This window comes from Candidatus Accumulibacter cognatus (assembly GCF_000584975.1).
In the GTDB taxonomy this organism is placed as follows: domain Bacteria; phylum Pseudomonadota; class Gammaproteobacteria; order Burkholderiales; family Rhodocyclaceae; genus Accumulibacter; species Accumulibacter cognatus.
In genome coordinates this window covers 1-23873 of record NZ_JDST02000032.1, presented here as the reverse complement: position 1 = coordinate 23873, position 23873 = coordinate 1, and the positions used below count along the sequence as shown (strand labels likewise).

Genomic DNA, 23873 nt, shown 5'->3' with positions numbered 1-23873 from the left:
GCCATGCCGGCCGGCCGCAAACGGCAAGGCACGCTGGAAGCGAACCGCCGCGAAGAACTGTTGCAAGCGGCGGCCCGCCTGTTCGTCGAGAAAGGTTTTGACGCGACCACCACGCGTGACATTGCCGAGGCTGTCGGCATGCGCTCAGGCAGCCCCTTCTACCATTTCCGCAGCAAGCAGGAACTGCTCAAGGCGGCGATGATCGCGGGCCTGGAGACGGGCTACCGGCGCCTGCAGGCAGCCAGCGAGGACATTGTCGACCCCGCGCAGCGCCTGCGGGTAATGATCCGCGTCCATCTCGGGAATCTTCTCGAAGGCGATTGCCAAGTGCCGATGCTGCTCTACGAATCGCGCGCACTCGACGCCGCGGCGAGGGCCGAAATCGCCACTGTCACTGACCGCTACCAGGAAACGTGGCAGGCAACGCTTGACGAACTTGCAGCCATCGGCAAACTGCGCAGTTCGGCAGCGCCGCTACGCCTGTTGCTCTTCGGCATGCTCAACTGGAGCAGCCAGTGGTACCGGGCGGACGGTGCGCTGTCGCTCGACCAGATCGCTGCTGCCGCTGCCGATCTGTTGTTAATGTGAAAACCGTGTATTCATGACTTCCATGACTTCGAGATTTCTGGAAAAGTCATGACCGTCAGACTGCGGGAGCCTGACAGGCCACTGGCCGCGCCGGGTCACTGCACCACTCGCTCCACGAGCCGGCATAGAGCCGCGCGCCCGGCAATCCGGCGACTTCCATCGCCAGCAGGTTGTGACAGGCGGTGACGCCGGAACCGCAAGACATCACCGCCTGCGCTGGCGAACAACCGGCCAGCAGGGCCAGAAACTCGCGGCGCAATTCACCGGCCGGGCGAAAGCAGCCGTCTGCGTCGAGATTGTCGCGGAAGAAGCGGTTGCGCGCGCCGGGAATATGCCCGCCGACCGGATCGAGGGTTTCGTTCTCGCCACGAAAGCGGTCAGGGGAACGTGCATCGATCAGGCAGAAGCCGCCCTGCCCAAGACTGTCGAGCACCGCGTCGCTGCTGGTCAGCACGTCACGCAGATCGACTTCCAGCACTACCGGCGGTGAATTCGGAATATCGGTGACCAGCGGCCGCCCCTCTGCCCGCCAGCGATCGATGCCACCGTCGAGAACCGCAACGCGATCATGGCCAAGCCAGCGCAGCAACCACCACAGCCGGCTGGCAAAGGCGCCACCGGCGTCGTCATAGGCGACCACCTGCGTGTCCATGGCGACGCCCGCGGCTCCCAGCTTGTCGGCCAGCAGGCGTGGATCAGGCAAGGGGTGACGACCGTTGCGACCATTCATAGGTCCCGACAGATCCTGGTCGAGATGCAGGAAGAAGGCGCCCGGCAGGTGAGCGTGCGCGTAGGCGCGACGGCCTGCAGCCGGTTCGCTCAGTTGATGACGGCAATCGAAGACACGCCAGCCGGGGTCACGGAGATGATCGGCAAGGACGGAGCTGCTGACCAGCGTTGTATAGCTCACGCCAGTCCCTCTTCTTCAGCCAGCCATGCACGTGCCTCGACTTCCTCATCGAAAACGCGCATCTCGGCATGAACGAAAATCTGCGACAACCAGGCACTCCACGCTACCCACTGGCTATGCGTCAGGACGGCAATACGGCTGAAGTCGTTGGCGTGCGCACGCGCAAAGACGATATCTTCCCAGGCCACGTCGAGCGTGAAGTCGGCCATTTCGCGCAGATCGAACCACAGGTCGACCGGCCCCTCGAACTGGATCGCGAAATTGACGGCATTCTCGAACTCCTTGTAGTCGGCAAGCGTGAATTCCGCATACACCGTGACTTCGACCCGCTTCGGCTGTTGTTCGATGACAATCATGGCAGACTCCATTTTGCGATGCGTCAGTTTAGCACCAGTCCCGCCCGTCGGGTCCGTACAGCTGACTGGTCAAACGAAACCCTTGAGAAAGGCAGCGCGCTCGGGTTTGGAGTCGATATGCTCGGAGAGCTTTCGGTAGAGTTCCTGGACGTTGCCAGAATCGTTGGCTGCCCGCTTGATGAGCACTCGAGCGAGCGGTCCTACGTACTGCGCGAGGCGTTTCTCGGCCGCTGCAAGCGTCGCAGGGTCGAAAACCACCACCGGTGTTACCGATGTCGGTTCGGGCGGATTGGTGGACCTTGACGGCATCGATGCGGGAGTGGCCTTTTTCAATTGCTCGATACGCTTCAGGAAGTCGGTACGTTCGGCGCCTTCGGGAATGTTTTCGGCGAGGGTGGAACAGAATTCCTCGATGCTCCTGGCCTGGATCACCCCCTTGCGCACCAGGTGTTTGGCGACCGGGCCGATCGACCTGATCAGCGAGGACTCGATTTCGTCCAGCGTCTCCTGGGGCAGCGGCAGCGGTGTTGACGCGCCCGCAGATCTCGTGCCGGCGCTGCCACTCCTGGCGCCACCGGCGACCGGTTCGGGTGGCGGCAGGCTGTCGTTGCTGCTGCCACGGGTCCTGGCAATGGGCTTGCTCTGGATGAAGGCCGCCAATAACGCATTGCTGAATTCGCGGGCGCTCTGAAAACGTCCGTCAGGCTTCTTCGCCAGCGCGCGCGTCAGCAGGGCGTCGAAAACCGCTGGCAGCGCAGGCACGATTGTCGACGGTGGTGTAGGCTCGACGTTCATGACCTTGTGCATGACCGCGACCGGGGTCTCGGCGAGAAATGGCCCATGCCCGGTCAGCATTTCGTAGAGAATGACCCCGGCCGACCACAGATCGGCACGGTGGTCGGCCGGCAAGCCCAACAATTGCTCGGGAGAGATGTGCGTCGGCGTTCCAATCACGGTGCCCACCTGCGTGAGCGATGAGTTCTCGATCTTGGCGACCCCGAAGTCCATGATCTTGATCTTCATCCCGCCCAGTACCATGACGTTGGTCGGCTTGATGTCACGATGCACGACATCGTGCTGATGCGAATAGTCGAGTGCTGCGAGCAGTTGCTTCATCACCTCGAATACGTCGATCGGTTCAAAGCGGCCGCGTTCGCGCATGCACTGGCGCAACAACTTTCCCTGCACGTACTCCATGACGATATAGGCCCCTGTTTCGTCTTCTCCATATTCGTATACCCCGACAATTCCCGGATGCTGCAGTCTCCCTCCGGCCTGCGCCTCCTGCTTGAAGCGTGCCACTGCGGCCTCAGATTCAACGTTGGCCAGGTACCCTGCGAGAATCGTCTTGATCGCCACTGAACGTTTGATGACCGGGTCGAAACCTTCGTAAACTGCGCCCATTGCACCCTTGCCGAGTTCGCGGCGGATCTCGTACTTGCCAATGAAATCAGGGATGGCCATGGCGTGCTCGCTCCCCTCTCAACTCTCGATCAGCTTGATGGCCTTTTGCAGGCTGCGGCGCATGCGGTTGAAGGAGTTCGCCAGCACGTCGATCTCGTCCCCGGTGTGCGACGGGAATTCCGGCACGGAAAAGTCGCCGGTGGAGATCCTGTCGGCGGCGTCCGACATGCTCGAAATGGGCCTGATGATGAGCATGGACAACATGATGTTGAGGACCACGAAAGTGGCCAGGAAGATGCCTCCGAGCGAGAGCATGAAGCTGTTGAAGGTGCGCTGCGCATTGGCCAGCGGCACGGACATCGGCACTGAAACCACCTGGGCGCCGACCGTCTCCAGGTGTTTCCAGCCGAAGCCGTTGTTTGGGCCGTAGATTCGGATCATCGATTCCGGTGCCGCGTCGGGAACACTGTGGCAGATCAGACACGCAGGGTCGGTGATGGTGATCGGCCGTGCCAGGTAGAGCATGCGGCCGGTCGGTGTTTCTCGCTCGCCTGCAAGTTCTCTGGCACTGCCGTCAGCGCGAAATTTCTGCACCAGGTCACTCTCCCATTCCACCGCACGATCGCGTGGATTGGTAGGATTGAGCGTCGCCTCCTTGTAGGTGAAGTCCGGATACTTCACGGCCAGGTTGCTGAACACCTCTGTTGCGGCATAGGCAGGCACCGTCTGCGGCAGGAATGTCTGTTCCAACTGGGAGTCGAGAAGCGGCTTCACCTGCCTGACCGTGTAGCCGCGCACCGAAAGCGCGGACTCCATCATCAGGCCGGCATTGCGCAGCGTCTCCTGCTTGGCGTTCTCGTCGAGCAGGCGGTGCGAAACGTACGCCGACATGCCCATGCCGGCGCCAAAGACCAGCAGAAGCACCAGGTTGAATTTCAGTCGCAGACCCATGAGCACTGTCCCTAGCAAGGATGGGATGAAAAACGCAATGGCAGCGCAGGGAGTATATGTTCCCCCATCAACTGCGGTCAATTGATGGACTTTTTCCGGGTTCGTGCCGGCGAAGACTAGACCAGTGATCAGAACCGGGTCTAACAGGGTTCCCTGGTGCGTGCCTCCCGTTGCTGGAAGGCTTCTGTTTCCATCAACCGAGGATCATGATTTTCAAGCGTTGAAGTAAGCCGAGGCTCTCCCACCAGAGCTGGCCATTCTCCAGAAGCCGGGTGCCGGATTCGGTCAAGGCGAGCTTTCGGGCACCCAATTCGGTCGCCCCGGTATCGGCGATAAAGCCAGCATCCATCAGGTACTTGGCGATCACCGGCTGAATCTGCTGACCATCGAGCAACCAACGGCTGCCATAGCCATCGTCGTCACCCCTCAGCATCAGCATGGACCGACGCTGCCGCAGGAGCCGAAGCACCACGAGCGTCTGCGCCCGATCGGGAATCAAGTGGGTTGGAGAGGCGTTCATCGAGCGCTCTATTATGAACCTCTGAAGCGTTGCCGTGCAGGGCTGAATCGGCCTAGCAAGGGTAGCAAAGTGACCTATTGCACAAAGTGCCCTATTTCGACCGGTATAATCGCCGCTAAATCACCAACCTCGCTTGTCCAGCGGGCGGCAAGCGGGGAAATCCCCTTACAGGAGCTTACATGGATATCAGAAACGAAGTGGTCGCCGTTCTTGACGAGGTCTTGAGCCTCAAGGGCCGGGCGAGTGAATTCGCGCTCGACACCCCCTTGCTCGGCGCAATTCCCGAACTGGATTCGATGGCGGTAGTCTCCCTGATTACCACGCTCGAAGAACATTTCGGGTTTACGGTCGAAGATGACGAGATCGACGGATCGGTGTTCGCTTCGTTGGCGACGCTGATCGACTTCGTTGCGGGCAAACTGGCTGACTGAGCATTCATCCAGGCCCTTGCCACCGTCCTCCTCTCGCCGGATAGTCTTGGCGGAAAGATCGGGATCGCAGACACTACGCATACCGGTCGAATACTGAAGACACGAGAGGAACTGTTCGAATGAACACTGGCACAAGTCGCTCGTATGGAATTCGGCAGCAAGGCCGTGGCAAGGCCCGCCCCGGTTCGTCGCGCTGGTTCAGACGCTATCGCTGGCTGGTCATTGCCGGCTGGCTGATCATGATGGTGGCGGTCGGCTGGGTTTTCTTCACCAGCTCCAATAGGATACCTCTGGCTGCAAGTGCAGGTGGGGCAACCGAGCAGTCGGCGACAATGGTGTCCAACACGATGCCACCGGTGAAGCTACCCGCCGATGATGCTGCACATGAAATGCTCACTGAATGGTGGTACTACAGTGGCCACCTGCAAACCGACTCAGGCGAACGTTATTCGTTTCATATCGCCTCCTTCCTGCGTAAAGGGACTCTCACCCATACCGTATTCCACGGCTCACTACTCGACCATCAGACCGAGAAGCTTTATACCGAGCAGGCACGCACCGCAGGCAACCCATCGGACGGACGCCGTGACGGATTTTCTTTCAAGTTCGGTAGCTGGCAATTGCAGGGCGATGGCGCGCAACATGCGGCGAAGATGGCCGGCAAGGATTTTGCGCTCGATCTGCAGCTCAATGACAGCCGCCAACCGCTCCTGCACCAGGCACCGGGTACGCCGATCGCCGGCCTGCTGGATTTCGGTGTCGCCGGCATGAGTTATTACACTTCGCGTCCACGCATGGCTGCCCAGGGAATTCTGACCATTGGCGGCACTGCCAGGAAGGTGCATGGCGAAGTCTGGTTCGATCATCAGTGGGGTGACTTCGAAGCGGCAAAGCTGCGCTGGAACTGGTTTGCGCTGCAACTGACAGATGGCGCGGACTTGATGATCTTCGAACTTTTCGATCGCCAGGGCGAGCCAGTACTGCGCATGGGAACCTATAGCAAGGACGGCGAGGTCAGTGCACTCGGCGCATCCGACTTCCAGGCGACCTCCCGCGGCACCTGGAAAAGTCCTTCTTCAGGGGGGGTACTCTACCCGGTCCATTGGACGATCGTAGTACCCGCCACGGGCCTCAAGCTGAAAGTCGACCCGGTGATCCGCGCCAGTGAGTTCGACGCCCGGACAACGACGCTGAACGTCTATTGGGAAGGTGCGGTCAAGTTGAGTGGCTCGCATCGTGGCGTCGGTTTTATGGAACTGAGCGGCTACCATCCGTCAGTCCAGCAAACGGCGACCAGCCAGTAGGCAGGCAAATGCCCGCTGGCTGCCCGGAATACGTGTCCCGCGTTTTGCGTGCCAAGGCCCAGGCGCTAAGATGACGGGTTTGCGTCCGAGTGGCGCCCCCGGATAGACAATGAACCTCCTGAAGACCCTCGCCACCGTCAGCAGCATGACCTTGCTGTCGCGTATACTCGGCTTTGTCCGCGATTTCGTGATCGCCCGCGCTTTCGGCGCCGGAGCGCTGACCGACGCATTCTTTGTCGCCTTCAAACTCCCCAACCTGCTACGCCGCCTGTTTGCCGAGGGCGCTTTTTCGCAGGCCTTCGTTCCGGTCCTAGGGCAATACCGGAACCAGCGTTCAGCCGGGGAGACCCGGCAGCTGGTAGACCGTGTCGCGAGTCTGCTGTTTCTCGTCGTGCTGGCGGTGACCCTGCTCGGCATGGCGGGCGCACCGGTACTTGTGTACCTTTCAGCCCCAGGTTTTACCGATGACCCCGAGAAGTTTTCCCTGACCGTCAAACTGACGCGCATCACTTTCCCCTACATCCTTTTCATGTCGCTGGTCGCGCTGACCGGTGGCATTCTCAATACCTGGAGCCGCTTCGCCGTCCCCGCATTCACGCCGGTGCTGCTCAACGTTTCGTTCATACTGATGGCGCTCCTTGCCACCCCCTACTTTGATCCACCGGTCATGGCCCTGGGCTGGGCTGTCTTTCTTGGTGGCGCCCTGCAACTCGTTTTCCAGATTCCCAGCCTGCGGCGTCTTGGCATGCTGCCGCGATTCTCGATCAATCTGCACGACGAGGGGGTCAGGCGCATTTTCCGCCTGATGGCGCCGGCCGTACTTGGCGTTTCCGTGGCGCAGGTCAGCCTGTTGCTGAACACCGTTTTTGCTTCATTCCTGAGTACCGGCAGCGTTTCCTGGCTCTACTACGCAGACCGCCTGATGGAGTTTCCTGCAGGCATGCTCGGCGCCGCACTCGGCACCATCCTGCTTCCCTCACTGGCCAAATGCCATGCCGCTGAGCAACACGATGAGTATTCCCGATTGCTCGACTGGGGTTTGCGGCTAACCTTTCTGCTGGCGGCGCCGGCTGCTCTGGCACTCGGCATTCTCGCTGTGCCGCTGATTACCACGCTGTTCCATCATGGAGCTTTCACCGCCAATGACGTGTTCAGGACGCGCGATGCATTGGTTGCCTACAGTGTCGGGCTTCTCGGCCTGATTCTGGTCAAAGTGCTGGCGCCAGGCTTTTATGCTCGGCAGAATATCCGCACCCCGGTCAGGATCGCACTGCTGACCCTGTTCGTTACGCAAGTGCTGAACCTGCTCTTGATCGGCTGGCTACAACATGCCGGCCTGGCCCTCGCGATCGGGCTTGCTGCCAGTCTCAACGCCTCGCTGCTCTACCGTGGCCTTCGCCAGCGCGGCATTTATACCCCGCAACCTGGCTGGCTGCTGTTCTACGGCAGACTCGCTCTTGCCATGCTGAGCATGGGCGCTACGCTGTGGTTTGTGATCGGCCCAACGGCTGATTGGCTCAACTGGAGCCTGGGAGAACGATTGCTGCGTCTTTCCGTCTCGGTTGGCTTCGGTGCAAGCGTCTATTTCGCTACACTATGGGCCGCAGGTTTCCGCCTGCGCGACTTCAAACGCAGCGCGGCCGAGTAATCAATCAGGAGGAGATTTACGATGATATTGATCAGCAGCAGCTTCAGTGACGGGCAACCGATCCCGGGTGAGTTTGCATTCTGTATTCCCGACCCCGAACACCACGTTTGCCTGGGCAGCAATCGCAACCCGCATTTGGCATGGCGTAGTGCGCCGGAGGGAACACGCTCGTTCGCCCTTATCTGTCACGACCCGGACGTACCGAGCCAGGGCGATGATGTCAACCAGGAAGATCGCACGGTTCCGGCATCGCTGGCGCGGGTCGACTTCTTTCACTGGGTGCTGCTTGATTTGCCGGCCACACTCGGCGAGATCAAGGCAGGCGAATTTTCCAATGATGTCACGCCGCGCGGCAAACCCGGTCCGCACGCCCCGCATGATGCCCGCCAGGGAATCAATGACTATACCCAATGGTTCGCAGGCGACAATGACATGCGTGGCGACTACTACGGCTACGATGGACCCTGCCCGCCCTGGAACGACGAGATTGTCCACCGTTACGTATTTACGGTTTTCGCACTGGATGTCGCCAGGCTGGACATCGATGGCAAGCTGACCGGCCAGCAACTGCGCGCGGCAATGCAGGGACACATTCTTGCCGAGGCGAGTCTGACCGGTACCTATACCCTCAATCCATTACTGAATCTTAGCTGAGAGAGAGCCGCAGGTCTTCTTGCAATTGGACACGAAAAAGGCCGCAAAGCGGCCTTTTTCGTTGATCAGGGCAGAGAGCTTGCCCGCGCAGTATGAAGGAGGGCGATTATTACTGTACGCTGACCTCGACACGACGCGCCTCGGCAGGATCTCCGGTACCGGTCGTCACCATGGGCTTCCTGAGTTCGATGCGCTCCTCGGCGATACCGACGTTCTTCAGGGCATCACGTACGGCGATCGCGCGTTTCTTGGCGACCTCTTCGTTGGCCGCCTGACTGCCACTGGTGTCGTGAAATCCGGAGATGGCGAGCTTCGCGGCCGGATGGTCCTTGGCATAGGCAACGACGACTTCGAGGGTCTTGCCGGCATCGGCCGGGATTTCCGCCGCACCTATCGCAAAGTACAGCTTGGCCGCCGCCGGTACCGCTACCGCTGCCGCAGCCGCAGGCTTGGCCGCCACCGTGGCAGGCGGCGGCACCATCAAGGGGACGATCATCAGGGCGACGATGTTGATGATCTTGATCAGCGGGTTGACCGCAGGACCCGCCGTATCCTTGTAGGGATCGCCGACGGTGTCGCCGGTCACCGCCGACTTGTGAGCATCGGAGCCCTTGCCCCCAAAATGGCCATCCTCGATGTACTTCTTGGCGTTATCCCAGGCACCACCACCGGTGGTCATCGAGATGGCCACGAACAGGCCGGTGATGATGGTACCCATCAACAGCCCACCCAGCGCTTTCGGGCCAAGCAGCAGACCAACGAGCACTGGCACCAGCACTGGCAGCAGCGACGGAACGATCATTTCCCGGATCGCAGCGACGGTCAGCATGCCGACGGCGCGCGAGTAATCGGGCTTCGCCTTGCCTTCCATGATGCCCTTGATTTCCTTGAACTGCCTGCGCACTTCGATGACCACCGCACCGGCGGCACGGCCCACCGCCTCCATCGCCATGGCGGCAAAGAGGTAAGGAATCAGACCGCCGAGAAAGAGGCCGATGATCACCTCGTGATCAGACAGATCGAAGCGCAGCCCGCCCCAGTTGATTTCCAGGGCATGCGTATAGTCGGCGAAGAGCACCAGCGCAGCCAGACCCGCTGAACCGATGGCATAGCCTTTGGTGACGGCCTTGGTGGTATTGCCGACCGCGTCCAGCGGATCGGTCACGTCACGCACCGATTTCGGCAGACCGGACATTTCGGCGATACCGCCGGCGTTGTCGGTGATCGGACCATAGGCATCCAGCGCGACGATGATGCCGGTCATTGACAGCATCGAAGTGGCTGCAATGGCGATGCCATACAGGCCGGCCAGCGCATGGGTGATATAGATCGCCGCACAGACGCAGATCACGGGCAAGGCACAGGCTTTCATCGAAACCGCAAGGCCGGCGATGATGTTGGTGCCATGGCCGGTGGTCGAAGCTTCGGCGACGCGCTTGACCGGCGAGAAATCGGTACCGGTGTAGTACTCGGTGATCCAGACCAGCAATCCGGTCAGCACCAGACCGATTGCCGCTGCCCAGAAGATATTCATCGAACTGATCAGCTTGCCGTCGGCAAGGGTGATGCCATTACCGAGCAGCATGGTAGTGATCGGATAAAAGGCAATCAAGGCCAGTATGCCGGCCACGGCCAGACCACGGTAGAGGGCGTTCATGATCTTGCCGCCATCGCTGGCCTTCACGAAGAAACAACCGATGATCGAAGCGATGATCGACACGCCACCGAGTACCAGCGGGTATACGATCAGATTGTCGGTGGCACCGGCAACTCCCTTGAGCATCATCGCGCTGAGCACCATCGTCGCCACCACGGTCACCGCGTAGGTCTCGAAAAGGTCGGCAGCCATCCCGGCGCAATCGCCGACGTTGTCGCCAACGTTGTCGGCGATGACGGCTGGGTTGCGTGGATCATCCTCTGGGATACCAGCTTCGACCTTTCCGACCAGGTCGGCGCCAACGTCCGCCCCCTTGGTGAAGATGCCACCGCCCAGCCGAGCGAAGATCGAGATCAACGATCCGCCGAAGGCCAGACCGACCAGCGGTTCCACCGAGTGCTGGAAGTCGGCGCCACTACCCTTGAGAAAGGCGTAGTAGCCGGCCACGCCGAGGAGGCCGAGACCGACGACCAGCATGCCGGTGATCGCGCCCCCCTTGAAAGCGACGCTGAGCGCCGCGGAAATTCCACTGCGCGCGGCTTCGGCTGTACGCACATTGGCGCGTACCGAAACGTTCATCCCGATGAAGCCGGTCGCACCCGAAAGCACTGCTCCGATCAGAAAGCCGACGGCCATCAGTTTGCCGAGCGCAAACCAGATCAGCACGAAGAGCACGGCACCGACCAGACCGATCGTCGTGTACTGCTTGGCCAGATAGGCAGAAGCGCCCTCCTGTACGGCCTTAGCGATCTCCTGCATGCGTGGGTTGCCAGCTGGCAACGAAAGAATCCATTTCGTCATCCCCGCGCCATAAAGCACTGCAATGACTGCGCACACCAGCGCGAACATCAAACCTGACGACATAAGCAACCTCCCTCTTTAAAGTGACCCAGACTCCCCGGAAAATCCCTGGGAGCCGGATTTACCTCAGTGCTACACGAAACGAACAACGTTCAAACCTTGAAGATGTTACTACTGCGCCGCAGTCTCATCGATTACGGTCATTGCAAGGCATCGAAAGCCGCCTTCATGATCTCCCCGACGCTCCCGACCCCTGCAATATTGCGACACTTCGGCGCCCTCGGATCGCCCGTTGCCGCCCAGGCGCGGTAGTACTCCAGCAGCGGCTTGGTCTGCGAATGATAGATCTGCAGCCGCTTCCTGACCGTTTCTTCCTGATCATCATCGCGCTGAACGAGGTCCTCGCCGGTGACATCGTCTTTTCCAGCCAGCTTGGGTGGATTGAAGCGGAGGTGGTAGGTGCGACCCGAACCCGGATGCACGCGCCGCCCGCTCATTCGATCGATGATTTCTTCGTCGGCCACGTCGATTTCGAGCACAAAGTCGAGAGCCACACCGGCGACCTTCATCGCCTCGGCCTGCGGCAAGGTGCGCGGGAAACCGTCAAACAGATAACCGCCCCGGCAGTCGTCCTGCTGCAGGCGATCCGTGACCAGACCAATGATGATCTCGTCCGAGACCAGACCACCCGCATCCATGACCTTCTTGGCCTCGACACCTAGGGGGGTGCCGGCTTTCACCGCTGCACGCAGCATGTCACCGGTGGAGATTTGCGGAATGCCGAATTTTTCACGAATGAACTGGGCTTGAGTGCCTTTGCCAGCGCCTGGGGCACCGAGCAGAATGAGTTTCATGGTTCACCCTCTGAGATCATCAAATCAAGCGGTTTATCCAAAACTTCATATACTTGCACTCCAGCTACCGAACTGTGGCAGAACGCTGTCGTGATCAACAGGCCGAAACTTACCCTCAAATGCGCGTACGGTCAAACGTTTTTGAACCATTTCTGCACGCGCTGTGCATCTTCCGGGGTATCCACGCCAGCACTCGGCAGATCATCGACAATTGCCACACTGATGCGAAGACCATGCCACAAGGCACGCAACTGCTCGAGCGCTTCCAGGTTTTCCAGTGGCGACGGGGCCAGGCCAGAGTAGGTACGCAGGAAATGCGCGCGATAGGCGTACAGGCCAATGTGCCGATAGGCAAGCAGCCCGACCGGCAAGGTCTCACCGCCGGCCTCGCGAGCGAAGTGATCGCGCGCGTAGGGAATCGGCGCTCGCGAAAAATAGAGGGCGTCGCCACTGGCCGCCAGGACCACCTTGACAATGTTCGGGTTGAAAAAATCGGCCGCCTCCGACAGTGGATGAGCCAGGGTAGCGATTTTCGCACCACTCCCCTCCAGCCGAGCGGCCGCGTGGACGATCCAGACCGGATTGATCAATGGCTCATCGCCCTGTACGTTGACCACGATCGTATCGTCCAGCCAGCCCGACAGCTCGACCACCTCGGCCAGACGCTCGGTGCCGCTCGCGTGCTCCGCTCGCGTCAGCAAGGCGCGCAGGCCGTGCCGCTCGACAGCCGCCAGCACCTCCACGTGGTCGGTCGCCACGACCACCTCCTCTGCCCCCGAAAGCAGCGCACGCTCGGCCACCCGCACGACCATCGGCTTGCCCCCGAGGTCGAGCAGAGGCTTGGCCGGCAAACGGGTCGAGGCATAGCGCGCGGGAATGACGACCTTGAAGTGCATCATCCCCTCCTCCGTCCAGCGGACAGCACTTTCAATCCCCAAAGCTTCATTTGCCCCGCGGTCAGAGTTCGTCGCTCGAGAACTGGCGTGCCTCTTCTTCGAGCATGATCGGGATCCCGTCGCGGATCGGAAAAGCCAGCCTGCACGGCTTGCACAGTAGTTCAGATTGCGTCCTGCGGTATTCGAGATTGGCCTTGCAGATCGGGCAGACGAGAATATCAAGCAGGCGTGCGTCCATGCAGTTTCTCCAGAATGGTCTCGAACAGGGTGGCTTGGCCGGGTGGTGAACAACCGATGACCGCCTCGACCGGTAGCATCCAGGCTTCGCCGATGTCCAGCGACGCGCATTTTACCGCATCTTTCTCGGTCATCAGCAGTACCCCGTCCCTGGCAAAGGCCAGATCGCTGGCCTGGTAGGCATGGTGATCGGGAAAGGGATGCGCTGTGAACTCGAGCCCGAGAGCTTGCAGCTGCCGGAAGAAGCGGAGCGGATCGCCAATCCCGGCAACCGCGTAAAGCTTGCGATCCTGCAGATCGGCCCCAGCACAGCGGCGCTGTTCTCCGCTCACGGCAACGAAATGCCGGCCGACCAGGCGCATGTCGAATTGCGGTGAGCGCCGGGCTGCTTCCACCACCCGTGTCTCCGGTGGGCCTCCATTCCACACCACGGCACTCACCCCCGCCAGACGCCGCAAGGATTCCCGCAGGGGGCCGGCCGGCAGCAGTCGGCCGTTGCCTGCGCCGCGTCCGTCAAAGACCACCAGTTCGATCGAGCGTTGCAGGCGGTAGTGCTGCAGGCCATCGTCGGAAACGATCACGTCACATTCTGGGTGCGCTGCCAGCAAGGCCTGCCCGACGGCAGGCCGGTCACGGCCGACGAAGACCGGAACGCCGCTGCGTCTGGCCAGCAACAAAGGTTCATCACCGACCAGTGAAGACGTCGAGGAAGCGTCCACCGGACGCACCTGCCCGTCACTGCCGCCGTAGCCACGACTGATGATCCCCGGTCGCCAGCCCTGCTCGCGCAAGCGGTTCACCAACCACAATACCAAGGGGGTCTTGCCGCTACCGCCGACAGTCAGGTTGCCGACCACCACCACCGGCACCGGCAAGCGATGCGAGCGCAATAGCGCAGCGCGGTACAGCCAGCGGCGCAGTACGACCAGTCCTCCGAACAGCCAGGAAAACGGTAGCAAGGGCCAGAGTTCCAGCGCCAGACGGTGCTGGTACCAGCAGCCGATCAGGCGCTGCGCCATGCCGGCACGAGCCATCAGGGCGGTGATTGGGTCGCGAAGGAAATCCGTGGATAGCCGGCCGTTTGCGCCGCCTGCATGATGTCGACGACGCTTTGATAATTGGCCTTGGCATCGGCATTGATCACGATAAGCGGTTCCTTGGTGTCGCCGGCAGCCCGCCGCAAGGCTTCGCTGATCGTCTGTACGCTGGCCGTGGACAGCGGCACCTTGTTAACCAACACCTGGCCCGCAGCCGTCAGCCCAACACTGATTTCGTTGGGGGTCTCGGTCTGCTTGCTGGCGTCGGCAGTCGGCAGGTTGATCTCCAGACCGGAAAACTTGGCGTAGGTAGTCGTCAGCATCAGAAAGATGATGATTACCAACAGCACGTCGATCAGCGGGATCAGGTTGATTTCGGGAATGTCACTGGCGCGACCGCGGCGAAAGTTCATGACCCGTTCCTCTCAGGAGTTGCGCTGGCCGTGCAGAACCTCGACCAGACGTACCGCCTGTTGTTGCATCTCGACCACGAAACTGTCCACCAAGGCCCGAAAATGCCGCCAGAAGATCATGCTCGGAATCGCGATCAGCAGCCCGAATCCGGTATTGTACAGCGCCACCGAGATGCCGTGCGCGAGCTGTATGGGGTTGCTGCCACCCGGGGCCTGCGACCCGAAAATCTCGATCATGCCAACCACGGTACCAAACAGGCCCATCAGGGGGCTGATCGACGCAATCGTGCCCAGCGTCGTCAGATAACGTTCAAGGTTGTGCGACACGACGCCACCGGCCTCCTCGATTGCTTCCTTCATGATCTCGCGCGAGCTGCCGACATTGCGCAAACCGGCACCGAGGACGCGACCGAGCGGCGATTGTGCTTCGAGATCACCGAGCATGGCAGCGGTCACCCCCTTCTGCCGGTACTCGGCGACGACCCTCTGCAGCAGGCCTGGCGGGACGACTTTACTGCGTCGCAGCGCCACCAGACGCTCGAGAATCAGCGCGACGGCGATGATCGACGCCAGAAGCAAGGGCCAGATTGGCCAACCAGCGGCCTGAACGATGGAAAACACGTCTTCCTCCGGGAGATTTTCACAAATGGGCACTTTAGCCTGCACCGACGTTTGCAGCAAGCCCCGAAGCTTCCCACCACCGGATCGTGCATCTTTCTCTCTCCACAGAATCTGTGGATAAGCATACCGCTAGCCTGTTGGTGAAACGACCAAGTGCTTATCATGGAAGGTGTTTTCTGCCTGCCGGGAAAGCGTGCAGCGAGCAGACCGGTGCCGATCGCTGCGCATCGGCCAACAAGGGGACGCGATGCCTGCATCGCTGGCTGCGCAAGGCGCCGACTGCCCTGTAGAATTCCCGCATGTCAGACCTTCCCGCCAGCACCAACGACTTGGTCGCGCCGATGCCGGTGCTCCCGGTGGCCGTCCTCAATCGCCTTGCCCGCGAGCGACTCGAAGCAGTCTTTCCTCTCTGCTGGGTGGCTGGAGAGGTGTCCAATCTCAGCCATGCATCTTCCGGACATGTCTACTTCTCGCTCAAGGATAGCGCCGCGCAGGTCCGTTGTGTCATGTTCCGCAACCGTGCGCAACTGCTCGGCTGGCGACTGGAGAACGGCCAGAACATCGAAGCCCGCGTGCTGGTGACGCTCTACGAGGCACGCGGCGATTTCCAGCTCAACGTCGAAGCGGCTCGTCGCGCCGGTGTCGGCCACCTCTACGAACAATTTCTTCGCCTTAAGGACAAACTTGCGCGCGAAGGCCTATTCGACAGCTCTGCCAAGCGACTCCTGCCGGCATTTCCACGCTGCATCGGCATCGTCACCTCACCGCAGGCGGCGGCGCTACGCGATGTCCTGAGCACGCTCAGACGCCGCGCCGGCCAGGTCGGCATCGTCATCTACCCTACACCGGTACAGGGTGACGGCGCGGCCGCCCAGATCGCCGCAGCCATATGCTGCGCTGGCGAGCACCGGGAATGCGATGTGCTGATCGTGTGTCGAGGGGGGGGCAGTATCGAAGACCTCTGGGCTTTTAACGACGAGGCCGTCGCACGGGCGATGCGCGCCTGTCCATTGCCGGTGATTAGCGGTATTGGTCATGAAACAGACTTCACCATCGCCGATTTCGCTGCCGATCAACGTGCGCCAACCCCCACCGCCGCAGCCGAGTTGGCCGCACCCGAACAGGTTGCGCTGCTCGCCCGCCTCGCCGCCTATCGACTTGCCCTGCGCCGCCTGATCGATCAGCACCTCAACCAACGAGGCCAACATCTGGACTGGCTCGCACACCGACTGCAGAGCCCATCGCAGTACCTGGCCCGCCACCAGGATAATCTGTACAAGCTGCAACGCCGCCTGCGCGCTGGCCTGCTGCAAGCCAACGCGCAGGCGCGGGCGACACTGCTCGGCCTCACCCGTCACCTGCTGCTGATCCGCCCCGATCCAGTGCGCCAGGCCGGCCACCTCGAAGCGCTGGCAGCACGACTGCGCAGCGCCTGGCAGACGACCGCGCAGGCCAGGCACGCTGACCTCGAGCTCCTGTCGGCTGGTCTCTCGCACCTCCATCCGGCGGCGGTACTCGCCCGCGGCTACTGTGTTGTCAGCAATGCACAGGGACAGATCATTCGCGCGAGCAAGGCCCTGGAACCTGGGCAGCAAATCGCTGTCTTCTTCCACCGTGGACGTGCCGAGGCGGTGGTACTGAACGTTTCCGAAGAAGATGGCATCGCTTTCGCAGCGCCCGCCATTGCCAGCGCCGCAAGCCCCGAATAGAATCCAGCAACCAAGCGGACGGTCATGGCCATGCAAGGCCCCCCCGAGTTTGCACGTCGTCCTTATTTCGCCCCATAACAAGCCTTACGGAGAACATCCATGGAACATCAGTTGCCACCCCTCCCCTTTGCCATCGACGCTCTTGCTCCGCACATGTCGCAGGAAACCTTGGAATACCACTACGGTAAGCACCACCAGGCCTACGTGACCAACCTCAACAACCTGATCAAGGGAAGTGAATACGAGGCCCTTGACCTCGAGGCGATCGTCAGGAAGGCACCGGCAGGCGGGATTTACAATAACTCGGCGCAGGTCTGGAACCACACATTTTTCTGGAATTGCCTGGCACCCAACGGCGGCGGCGCACCGACTGGCGCCCTGGCCGCAGCCATTGACGCCAAATGGGGTTCTTTCGCGGATTTCGCGAAGGCCTTCCAGGCTTCCGCCGTCGGCAACTTCGGATCGGGCTGGACCTGGCTGGTCAGGAAAGCCGATGGCTCGGTGGACATCGTCAACATGGGCGCAGCCGGCACGCCGCTGACTACCGGCGACCAGGCCCTGCTGTGTGTCGACGTCTGGGAGCATGCCTACTACATTGACTATCGCAACCTACGCCCAAAGTTCGTCGAAACCTTTCTCGGCAGCCTCGCCAACTGGCGCTTCGCCGAGCAGAACTTCGTCGGCTAGCTAATACACTTGGTGTCGCGGTCGTATCAATACCGGCGCCGCGCTGCAACGCCGGACAGGCCGCGACTCAGAGGCCGTAAATATATACTGTGATACTGTGCGGCCGATCTGCGGCGTTGTTCGCCCACTCCTCGCCTATCAACTGGTGAGAACGCGCGGTCTGGACGCGTATATGATGAAGCGGCTTATCCTTCTCGTAATTTTCGCCGTCATTGGTTGGCAAGGGTACGTCAAGTACCAGAACTCGCGGATCAACAGGTTAGCCGATCAGAGCACAACGGACAGTGGTACACAAGGCAGGTCAGGGGTTTCGCGCAGCAACGACGCCACCACCGACGCTACCACCTCATCCCAGTTCAAATGCGACGGACGAACCCATTGTGCTCAGATGACCTCATGTGCGGAGGCGACTTATTTCTTGAAGAATTGCCCTGGCACAAAGATGGACGGAAACTACGATGGTATTCCGTGTGAAAAGCAGTGGTGTAGATGAGCATCAGTAGCCGTAGGTTCGGCGGAGGAACGCAGCCCAACCTACGAGCAAATCCCGGGGGTCGGGGTGCCGACGCGCCGCCGGTGCCCCCTGATCGTATCGGGCTGGGGCTGACCGTGACGCGATGGCACGTGCTATCGCTATTCGTGAAGATCGCCTTGTGCAGGCATCAAGCCATCGCTGCAAGCTGTCATCTCACATACGCTTGCGGCCAGTGATCATTGCGCGTACCAGATTTTCGCGGTGCAAAAGACTTTCCCAAACGACGCCGATCAGGTGGCCTGCGATCAGCAGCAGCGTGCCGTTGGTGGCCACTTCATGGGCTTCCTTGATGGCGTCGATCAGGGTGTCACTGCTCCCGGTAAACCATCCCGCCAGTGGTCCCAGCCCCTTGTCGGCGCCGTACAGCGACAGGCCGGTGACGACGGTCGCCGTCAAGGCCAGCAGCATGGCGACGATCATCGCCCCACCGGCAGGGTTGTGTCCGAGGTGGCGGGGAGCGCGCAGCGTCAGCACCCCGTAAAGATAAGCGAGGATTTCGCCGGGGCGATAAACAAAGTCGCTGAAGCGGGCATAGCGCGGGCCGACGAAGCCCCAGAGCAGACGAAACAGCAACAGCCCGGCAAGCCCATAGCCCGCCCATACATGCACAACCTGCAGCAACTCGCCGTCCAAACGGTCCTGGAGACCTTCGAACAGCTCGCCCTCCGAAAGATAAGCCGTGCAGAAACTGAGTAGCAGTGTCCAGTGAAACAGGCGAAGCAGCGGGTCCCAGACAGGGATTTCAGTCGAATCGGTTGACGTGCCCATGATATTGAGTGGACGGTTTTTGACAGCGCTTCCCTGCCAACAACAAGAAAGCGCGTGTGTGGATCAGCTCACTGACGAAGAGCTGCTGCTTACTTGCCTTCTTCGGAAACCAGAGCGCCGGTCTTGATTTCGTAGTGGACTTCCCACTTCTTGCCGTCGTTGCCATTGATCTTGACTTCCCAAGTCTTCTTGCCCTTCTTGGTGTCTTCATAGGCCTTGGTGACCGTGCCAGGGTGCGCCCTGAGGGCCATTTCGACCGCCTGTTCCTTGCTGATTTCCTGCGCTGTGGCAGTGGCGGCAGCTGGTGCCGGGGCGGCGGTCTTGCTGTCAGCAGCGAAAGTGCTGCTAGCAAAGCTGGTGGTGATGGCCAGCAGGGCGGCGGCGGTAAATGCGCGAGGCTTGTTCATCTGATCGGTCTTTCATGGCGAATGGAGATTGGCGAAAAAAGCAACTTCGGCCTGCGAGCCCGGTGCTTTGACCGGAACTGCAAACACGGACGCCATCCTATCGCGACATCCTTAACGTAATCTTAGTGCGAAAGAAATGGGGTAGAAGATGAGCGCGCCCTGACCTGCAAGGCCATGCGGAAAAAATTTCGAAGCTCGGGCCTGGACTGGTGTGATGAGGCCGAACTTGCTCCGTGCCTCGATCCAGCCAGGGCGTAGCGTTAAACCGGAAAGCTTCATCGCCGGTGGCGGAAACCCGGAATATGCCTCTCCGGGCCGTCGTTTCAGCAGCAGCTCGGCAGCTCGCGATAATCGCCGCTCTCTGGCGGCAGGCGCTCACGGATTGAGTTTGCTGATCTTGTTGCCCTGCAGGCCGATCCCTGCCATCAGCCCCTTCTGACCGAAAATGAAGGCGTAGATGTCGTCCTGCATGGTGGTGGTGGTATGGGATTGGCCCATTCCCTCATCAATGATCACGATGCTCGGACCGATCCCGACTTCGAAGCCTTCGTTGGCATCAAGCGCTTGCAGCGCCTTTTCATTCATGAAGAACATCGCGTAGCCGTACTTTTGTGCTCCCGCCTGCAGCCCGTACGACGCGCCAGCGGTACTGTAACGCCCCACGGCCTTGCCGTCACGCCACAGAACGCCCTCACCGTACTGGCCGCCGACGACCAGTCCAGCCTTAGTGATGCTGGGAAACACTAGCACGGCGGAGGCCTTGGCGTTGAGTGTCCTGGCCGCAGGCACTTTGGCCAGCAGCCTGTTGAGCGCTGCTCGCGATGCTCGGTCGAGTTCGGTGGTGCTGTCTGCGACAGCGGGCGCTACAATGAACGCAGACAGGAGCATGGCCAGTACCATGCAGATCGAACGTACAGGATTGGCGTACATGGTGCTTCCTTTGAGAATCGACGATGGGGATCCCATTCTGCCACCTCGACAGGATTCATTCCACTAAAATCTGTGGCGGAGGCAACGCTCGCCACAGCAAGGATTGTGTCTGCATTCATCTCCCACTCGTGTGAAAGGGGAAAGGGTCATGACTTTCATGATCGGGGTACCTTGAAAAAGTCAGGACCGTTCGCTGGTCCGTAAGCAGGGTGCCTTCGTCATGGACGCGCAACGGCCGCTCAGCGCGAACGCGCGAAGTCGAAATCGGCGCTGTTGCGTTCGTCGACGAAGAGTCTGACGGGCTCCGGCGGTTCGCCGTTGCGGCAGATGACGACTACATTGGCAAGCTGCTGTCGCTTCTGCAGCACTTCGACGGCGCAGCGGCCGTAAATGCTCTCGATGGTCGCCAGCAGGTTGCGCGAATAGGGCGTGGCGAGGGCGCTGTCGAGAATCAGGTTGGCAATCAACACGCCGTCGGCTTCGAGCACCCGGCGCGTCGCCTGCCAGAATTCACGGGTGACGAGGTGGCCGGGGATCGAGGTATGCGAGCCATAGACATCGAGCAGCACCGCCGCAAAGCGCTGCCCGGTACGGACCACGAAGCGGCGGGCGTCATCGGCGATGAACTCTCCGTTTGCCGTATCGCGGAGGAAATGGGTCTCGGCAATGGTGCGCACCGCCGGATCGATATCGACATAGGTGTAGTGGTTGCTCGTCTCACGATGCGAGAGCGTGAAACCGCCGGCGCCGAGAACCAGGATCCGGCGGTCGCGGAAGCCCATATCGTCGAGCAGGAAGCTGCGGATATGCCGGATATAGCGGGCATAGTGCGGCGGTTCGGCCTCGTCGATCAATGAGGCGAATGAGCTATTGTTTTTCAGGGCGCGCCCGTTGATCGCGCCCTCGTACTGGACCGGCATCACCAGATAGCTGGCGTAGGCAGTCTCGATCTGCGGGCGCAGCCAGGCGTTGGCGGCCAGCACCAGCGCAGCGACGGCGAGGCCGGACACTGCCGTCGTCCAACTGCGGCCACGCAGCAGCGCGTAGCCAACGACCAGCAACAGCGCGCAGAGCGCGATGGCTGCGGAAACGCCGAGCCATTGCATGACCAGCAGCGACAGCGACAGCGAACCCAGGAAAGATCCGAGCGTCGAGTAGTACAACGCCTGGCCGCTGGCCTCGCCGACGCGTTGGTGCTGCAGCAGGTTGCTGAGGATCGGCACGGTCTGCCCGAGCAGCCAGGCGATCGGGCAGAGTACGCCGGTGACAAGCGCCAGATAGGCAATTTCGGGTGGCCGCAGCGAAGCGAAGATCAGATCAACGCCGACTCCCGCCAGACCGATGCCGATCAGCAGCGCCGCGATCAGGAAGTTCCTGGCGACAACTTCGAGATAGTCCTCGGCGATTTTCGCGCCAGCATGATAGCCAAGCGCCAACGCGAGCAGAAAGAACGCGATGGTCGGCGCGGTGACGACGATCGAACTGCCCATGTGCGGAATGATCTGGCGCAGCGCGATGACCTCGGCGCCAAGCGAGCAGAATCCTTCGATGAAGATAACGGCAAAGAGTTGCACACGTAACATGGGGGCATATCGCCAAGCGGAATGAGGCGGGCACTATACCGCAGCAGCGCTAGTTGCCGGCCATCACCTCGCAGTCGTGCTGCGCTATGGGCAACACGCTGACGAATCGTCGAGGCTCCCGAGGCCGATCCACCAGTAACCTGCTGATCTCGTCCCCTGACTGCCGCCGAAGGCCCGCCCCGCCCGCCGACCCGCTCAACCATTACAGCCAGTAAAAATGAAGCGTTTGTCCGAGCCCCCTTTTTCCGAAATGACCTAGCCCTCGCCGAGAAACCTGGGCAGGACTTCCGTCGGCAGTTGCAGGCGGTTGAGCAGCTTCTCGCGACTGATGTGCAACAGACTCTGGACGGCGTTGAGGTCGTCCGGGATCGCCGGATGATTCCAGCCCTCGGTCGAGTGGCGGGCAAGATTGACCGCTAGTTGCACGTTCTGAACCCTGGACAGAGCGGCATTGCCGCTATCCATCAAGGTCGTCAGCAGTTCGGGCAGGTGCCAGGCTCTACAGAGTGCCAATTGCAGATCGGCCAGCGCAATCCCGAGCACTTCCCGCTGGACATCGGTGTCGTTCAGCCGGCAGTCAGCCTGCAGCCGGGAGCGAATCTCGATCGCGCGGTCCGGGGCAAAACACCACAGCAGACTCTCTGCAAGGTCGTGCAGCAGCGCGGCAAGAGCGACTTCCTCAACATTCATGTCATGCCGCGCAAAAGCCCAGTCATGTGCATAGCGCGCTGCGCGCTGCATTCGCAGGATCACCTGCAGGACGCCCAGCAGGGCTTGCCGCTGACCGCGCAGCATTGTTTCGAGGGTGAGCGGCTGTTCAAACTTCCGGAAGAACGGATCGATGCCAAGCATCATTACCGCACTGGCAATGTTCGTGATGTCGCTGTGCAGGCGACCGTGGCTGACCTCCTGAATATAGGCCAGCACGCGGATGGCCAACAGCGGATCCTGCAGCACGATGTCAGTGATGTCGCGGCCGCTGATCTGGTCGGCTTGCTGTCGCGCTTCGTCGAGGTGGCGCACCGTCTGGCGCAGGATGGGCAATTCGGCTCTGCTGATGAAGGCCAGCCAGCCTTCGAGATCCTTTGGCGAGGGATTATCGGGCATCGGCCGGGCCTTTTTCAGAAGCGCTCATCAGCGCGCAGATAGCGCCATTGCCCGACAGCCAGCTTGCCGAGCGAAACGCTGCCGATGCGCACGCGTTTGATCTCGGTAACGCGCAAGCCAACCTGTTCGCACATGCCCTGAATCTGCCGCTTTCTGCTCTCGTGCAGAACGAAACGCAGTTTTTGCTCGTTCAACCACGAGACCTGCGCGCGCAGCAGCTTGACCTTGTCCAGTGACAGGCCATGCCTGAGCCGCTCCAGGCCAGCCGACGACAATTCGCCTTCGATGTGGACATGGTATTCTTTCTCGAGTCTCGCATCCCTCCCCGTCAGGCGGCGCGCGACGCTACCTTCCTGCGTGAACACCAGCAGGCCGCCCTCGTCGGCATCGAGTTTGCCGGCCAGCGCCAGGCCGCGCAGATGCCTGGCCTGGAAGCGGAAGATGGTGCCGTCTTCTGCCCAGAGGTTGTCGGGACGGATCAGGGCAACGGCATCATCGCGCTCGCCTGCGGACCCGGCAACGACCGGGTGGCTCGGCTTGTTGAACAGAATGGTGACGCTTTCGCTGGGGTGTTTGTCGGCGGCATCCTTGATCTCGATCCTTGCCTTGGGGTTGACGCGTGCCCCGAGGCGGGTGATGACCTCGCCATCTACGCTGACCCAGCCGTTCTCGATCCATTCATCGGCTTCGCGGCGGGAGCACGTGGCGATTTCGCTGACCCGTTTTGCCAGCCGTGGCGACTCCTTTGCCAAGCCATGCGGCGTGCTGGCGCCCACTGCCGGCGCGGCAGTGGGCGCCTCTGCCGGTCGTTTCCGCGGTGCTTGTACGGCAACGACCGGCGGGTCGCTATCGCCGAGCGCCGGCC

26 protein-coding genes are annotated in these 23873 nt (G+C 61.0%); 8 read left to right on the top strand and 18 right to left on the bottom strand.

Translation table 11 applies throughout. From position 1 onward, the window contains the following. Nucleotides 1-3: 3 nt before the first annotated feature. A complete protein-coding gene (locus AW06_RS07140; protein WP_034947843.1) occupies nucleotides 4-588 on the top strand; it encodes a TetR/AcrR family transcriptional regulator in 585 nt (194 codons plus the stop codon). Between the two features lie 55 nt (nucleotides 589-643). On the opposite strand, the gene AW06_RS07135 is transcribed toward AW06_RS07140, so the two are convergent. From AW06_RS07135 to AW06_RS07115, 5 genes are all read right to left on the bottom strand, one after another. Then, on the bottom strand, nucleotides 644-1498 hold the full coding sequence (locus tag AW06_RS07135) for a sulfurtransferase (RefSeq protein ID WP_034947840.1): 855 nt from the start codon (nucleotides 1496-1498) through the stop codon (nucleotides 644-646). After that, nucleotides 1495-1854 carry an STAS/SEC14 domain-containing protein gene (locus AW06_RS07130; protein ID WP_034947836.1) on the bottom strand — a complete coding sequence of 120 codons (360 nt, stop codon included), beginning with the start codon at nucleotides 1852-1854 and terminating at the stop codon, nucleotides 1495-1497. Before AW06_RS07130 ends, AW06_RS07135 begins: the two co-directional genes overlap by 4 nt. A 69-nt stretch (nucleotides 1855-1923) precedes the next feature. Continuing rightward, nucleotides 1924-3318 (bottom strand): serine/threonine-protein kinase, encoded by a 1395-nt coding sequence (locus AW06_RS20060; RefSeq protein ID WP_138678154.1) that lies wholly within the window; start codon nucleotides 3316-3318, stop codon nucleotides 1924-1926. An 18-nt stretch (nucleotides 3319-3336) separates the two neighbouring features. Continuing rightward, a complete protein-coding gene (locus AW06_RS07120; protein ID WP_034947833.1) occupies nucleotides 3337-4209 on the bottom strand; it encodes a DUF3365 domain-containing protein in 873 nt (290 codons plus the stop codon). Nucleotides 4210-4402: 193 nt separating this feature from the next. Further along, on the bottom strand, nucleotides 4403-4708 hold the full coding sequence (locus AW06_RS07115; RefSeq protein ID WP_246148648.1) for a hypothetical protein: 306 nt from the start codon (nucleotides 4706-4708) through the stop codon (nucleotides 4403-4405). A 200-nt stretch (nucleotides 4709-4908) separates the two neighbouring features. Here AW06_RS07115 and AW06_RS07110 point away from each other — a divergent pair, with 200 nt between their 5' ends. The 4 genes from AW06_RS07110 (at nucleotide 4909) to AW06_RS07095 (ending at nucleotide 8766) form a co-directional block, all read left to right on the top strand. Beyond that, entirely contained in the window at nucleotides 4909-5160 is a 252-nt protein-coding gene (locus AW06_RS07110) for an acyl carrier protein (RefSeq protein ID WP_034947827.1), read from the top strand. 119 nt (nucleotides 5161-5279) lie between these two features. Further along, the gene (locus AW06_RS07105) at nucleotides 5280-6464 is read left to right on the top strand and encodes a lipocalin family protein (RefSeq protein WP_034947824.1); all 1185 of its coding nucleotides are present in this window, start codon (nucleotides 5280-5282) and stop codon (nucleotides 6462-6464) included. A gap of 109 nt (nucleotides 6465-6573) precedes the next feature. After that, nucleotides 6574-8112: a murein biosynthesis integral membrane protein MurJ gene (gene murJ / locus AW06_RS07100; protein WP_034947822.1), complete on the top strand. Its 1539-nt coding sequence runs from the start codon at nucleotides 6574-6576 to the stop codon at nucleotides 8110-8112. A gap of 21 nt (nucleotides 8113-8133) precedes the next feature. Beyond that, the gene (locus AW06_RS07095) at nucleotides 8134-8766 is read left to right on the top strand and encodes a YbhB/YbcL family Raf kinase inhibitor-like protein (RefSeq protein ID WP_034947819.1); all 633 of its coding nucleotides are present in this window, start codon (nucleotides 8134-8136) and stop codon (nucleotides 8764-8766) included. Between the two features lie 109 nt (nucleotides 8767-8875). Here AW06_RS07095 and AW06_RS07090 read toward each other — a convergent pair whose 3' ends face one another. The 7 genes from AW06_RS07090 to AW06_RS07060 all read right to left on the bottom strand — a co-directional run bounded on the left by AW06_RS07090 (nucleotide 8876) and on the right by AW06_RS07060 (nucleotide 15282). Then, entirely contained in the window at nucleotides 8876-11287 is a 2412-nt protein-coding gene (locus tag AW06_RS07090) for a sodium-translocating pyrophosphatase (RefSeq protein WP_034947816.1), read from the bottom strand. Between the two features lie 137 nt (nucleotides 11288-11424). After that, on the bottom strand, nucleotides 11425-12078 hold the full coding sequence (adk, locus tag AW06_RS07085) for an adenylate kinase (protein ID WP_034947813.1): 654 nt from the start codon (nucleotides 12076-12078) through the stop codon (nucleotides 11425-11427). Nucleotides 12079-12209: 131 nt separating this feature from the next. Next, nucleotides 12210-12977 carry a 3-deoxy-manno-octulosonate cytidylyltransferase gene (gene kdsB, locus AW06_RS07080; RefSeq protein ID WP_034947810.1) on the bottom strand — a complete coding sequence of 256 codons (768 nt, stop codon included), beginning with the start codon at nucleotides 12975-12977 and terminating at the stop codon, nucleotides 12210-12212. A gap of 58 nt (nucleotides 12978-13035) precedes the next feature. Next, on the bottom strand, nucleotides 13036-13212 hold the full coding sequence (locus AW06_RS07075) for a Trm112 family protein (protein WP_034947807.1): 177 nt from the start codon (nucleotides 13210-13212) through the stop codon (nucleotides 13036-13038). After that, nucleotides 13193-14230, bottom strand: coding sequence for a tetraacyldisaccharide 4'-kinase (lpxK, locus tag AW06_RS07070; RefSeq protein WP_246148649.1), 1038 nt, complete (start codon nucleotides 14228-14230; stop codon nucleotides 13193-13195). Before lpxK ends, AW06_RS07075 begins: the two co-directional genes overlap by 20 nt. A gap of 14 nt (nucleotides 14231-14244) precedes the next feature. Then, entirely contained in the window at nucleotides 14245-14661 is a 417-nt protein-coding gene (locus AW06_RS07065; protein WP_034947804.1) for a biopolymer transporter ExbD, read from the bottom strand. A 12-nt stretch (nucleotides 14662-14673) separates the two neighbouring features. Beyond that, nucleotides 14674-15282: a MotA/TolQ/ExbB proton channel family protein gene (locus AW06_RS07060; protein ID WP_034947801.1), complete on the bottom strand. Its 609-nt coding sequence runs from the start codon at nucleotides 15280-15282 to the stop codon at nucleotides 14674-14676. A gap of 299 nt (nucleotides 15283-15581) precedes the next feature. Here AW06_RS07060 and xseA point away from each other — a divergent pair, with 299 nt between their 5' ends. The 3 genes from xseA to AW06_RS07045 all read left to right on the top strand — a co-directional run bounded on the left by xseA (nucleotide 15582) and on the right by AW06_RS07045 (nucleotide 18171). Next, nucleotides 15582-16991: an exodeoxyribonuclease VII large subunit gene (xseA, locus tag AW06_RS07055; protein WP_034947798.1), complete on the top strand. Its 1410-nt coding sequence runs from the start codon at nucleotides 15582-15584 to the stop codon at nucleotides 16989-16991. 99 nt (nucleotides 16992-17090) lie between these two features. After that, the gene (locus AW06_RS07050; RefSeq protein WP_034947793.1) at nucleotides 17091-17678 is read left to right on the top strand and encodes a Fe-Mn family superoxide dismutase; all 588 of its coding nucleotides are present in this window, start codon (nucleotides 17091-17093) and stop codon (nucleotides 17676-17678) included. A gap of 172 nt (nucleotides 17679-17850) precedes the next feature. Then, complete coding sequence (locus AW06_RS07045; RefSeq protein WP_337958764.1) at nucleotides 17851-18171, top strand: excalibur calcium-binding domain-containing protein; 321 nt, start codon at nucleotides 17851-17853, stop codon at nucleotides 18169-18171. Nucleotides 18172-18366: 195 nt separating this feature from the next. On the opposite strand, the gene AW06_RS07040 is transcribed toward AW06_RS07045, so the two are convergent. The 6 genes from AW06_RS07040 to AW06_RS07015 form a co-directional block, all read right to left on the bottom strand. Next, nucleotides 18367-18981 (bottom strand): cytochrome b/b6 domain-containing protein, encoded by a 615-nt coding sequence (locus AW06_RS07040; RefSeq protein ID WP_034947790.1) that lies wholly within the window; start codon nucleotides 18979-18981, stop codon nucleotides 18367-18369. 89 nt (nucleotides 18982-19070) lie between these two features. Then, nucleotides 19071-19388 (bottom strand): PepSY domain-containing protein, encoded by a 318-nt coding sequence (locus AW06_RS07035; protein ID WP_034947787.1) that lies wholly within the window; start codon nucleotides 19386-19388, stop codon nucleotides 19071-19073. 375 nt (nucleotides 19389-19763) lie between these two features. Next, nucleotides 19764-20318, bottom strand: coding sequence for a lipid-binding SYLF domain-containing protein (locus AW06_RS07030; RefSeq protein ID WP_034947784.1), 555 nt, complete (start codon nucleotides 20316-20318; stop codon nucleotides 19764-19766). 239 nt (nucleotides 20319-20557) lie between these two features. Further along, on the bottom strand, nucleotides 20558-21901 hold the full coding sequence (locus AW06_RS07025; RefSeq protein ID WP_034947780.1) for a fused MFS/spermidine synthase: 1344 nt from the start codon (nucleotides 21899-21901) through the stop codon (nucleotides 20558-20560). Nucleotides 21902-22156: 255 nt separating this feature from the next. After that, nucleotides 22157-23008: an HDOD domain-containing protein gene (locus AW06_RS07020; protein WP_034947777.1), complete on the bottom strand. Its 852-nt coding sequence runs from the start codon at nucleotides 23006-23008 to the stop codon at nucleotides 22157-22159. A gap of 14 nt (nucleotides 23009-23022) precedes the next feature. Continuing rightward, on the bottom strand, nucleotides 23023-23873 hold an 851-nt coding region (locus tag AW06_RS07015; RefSeq protein WP_337958763.1), incomplete at its 5' end, for an RNA pseudouridine synthase.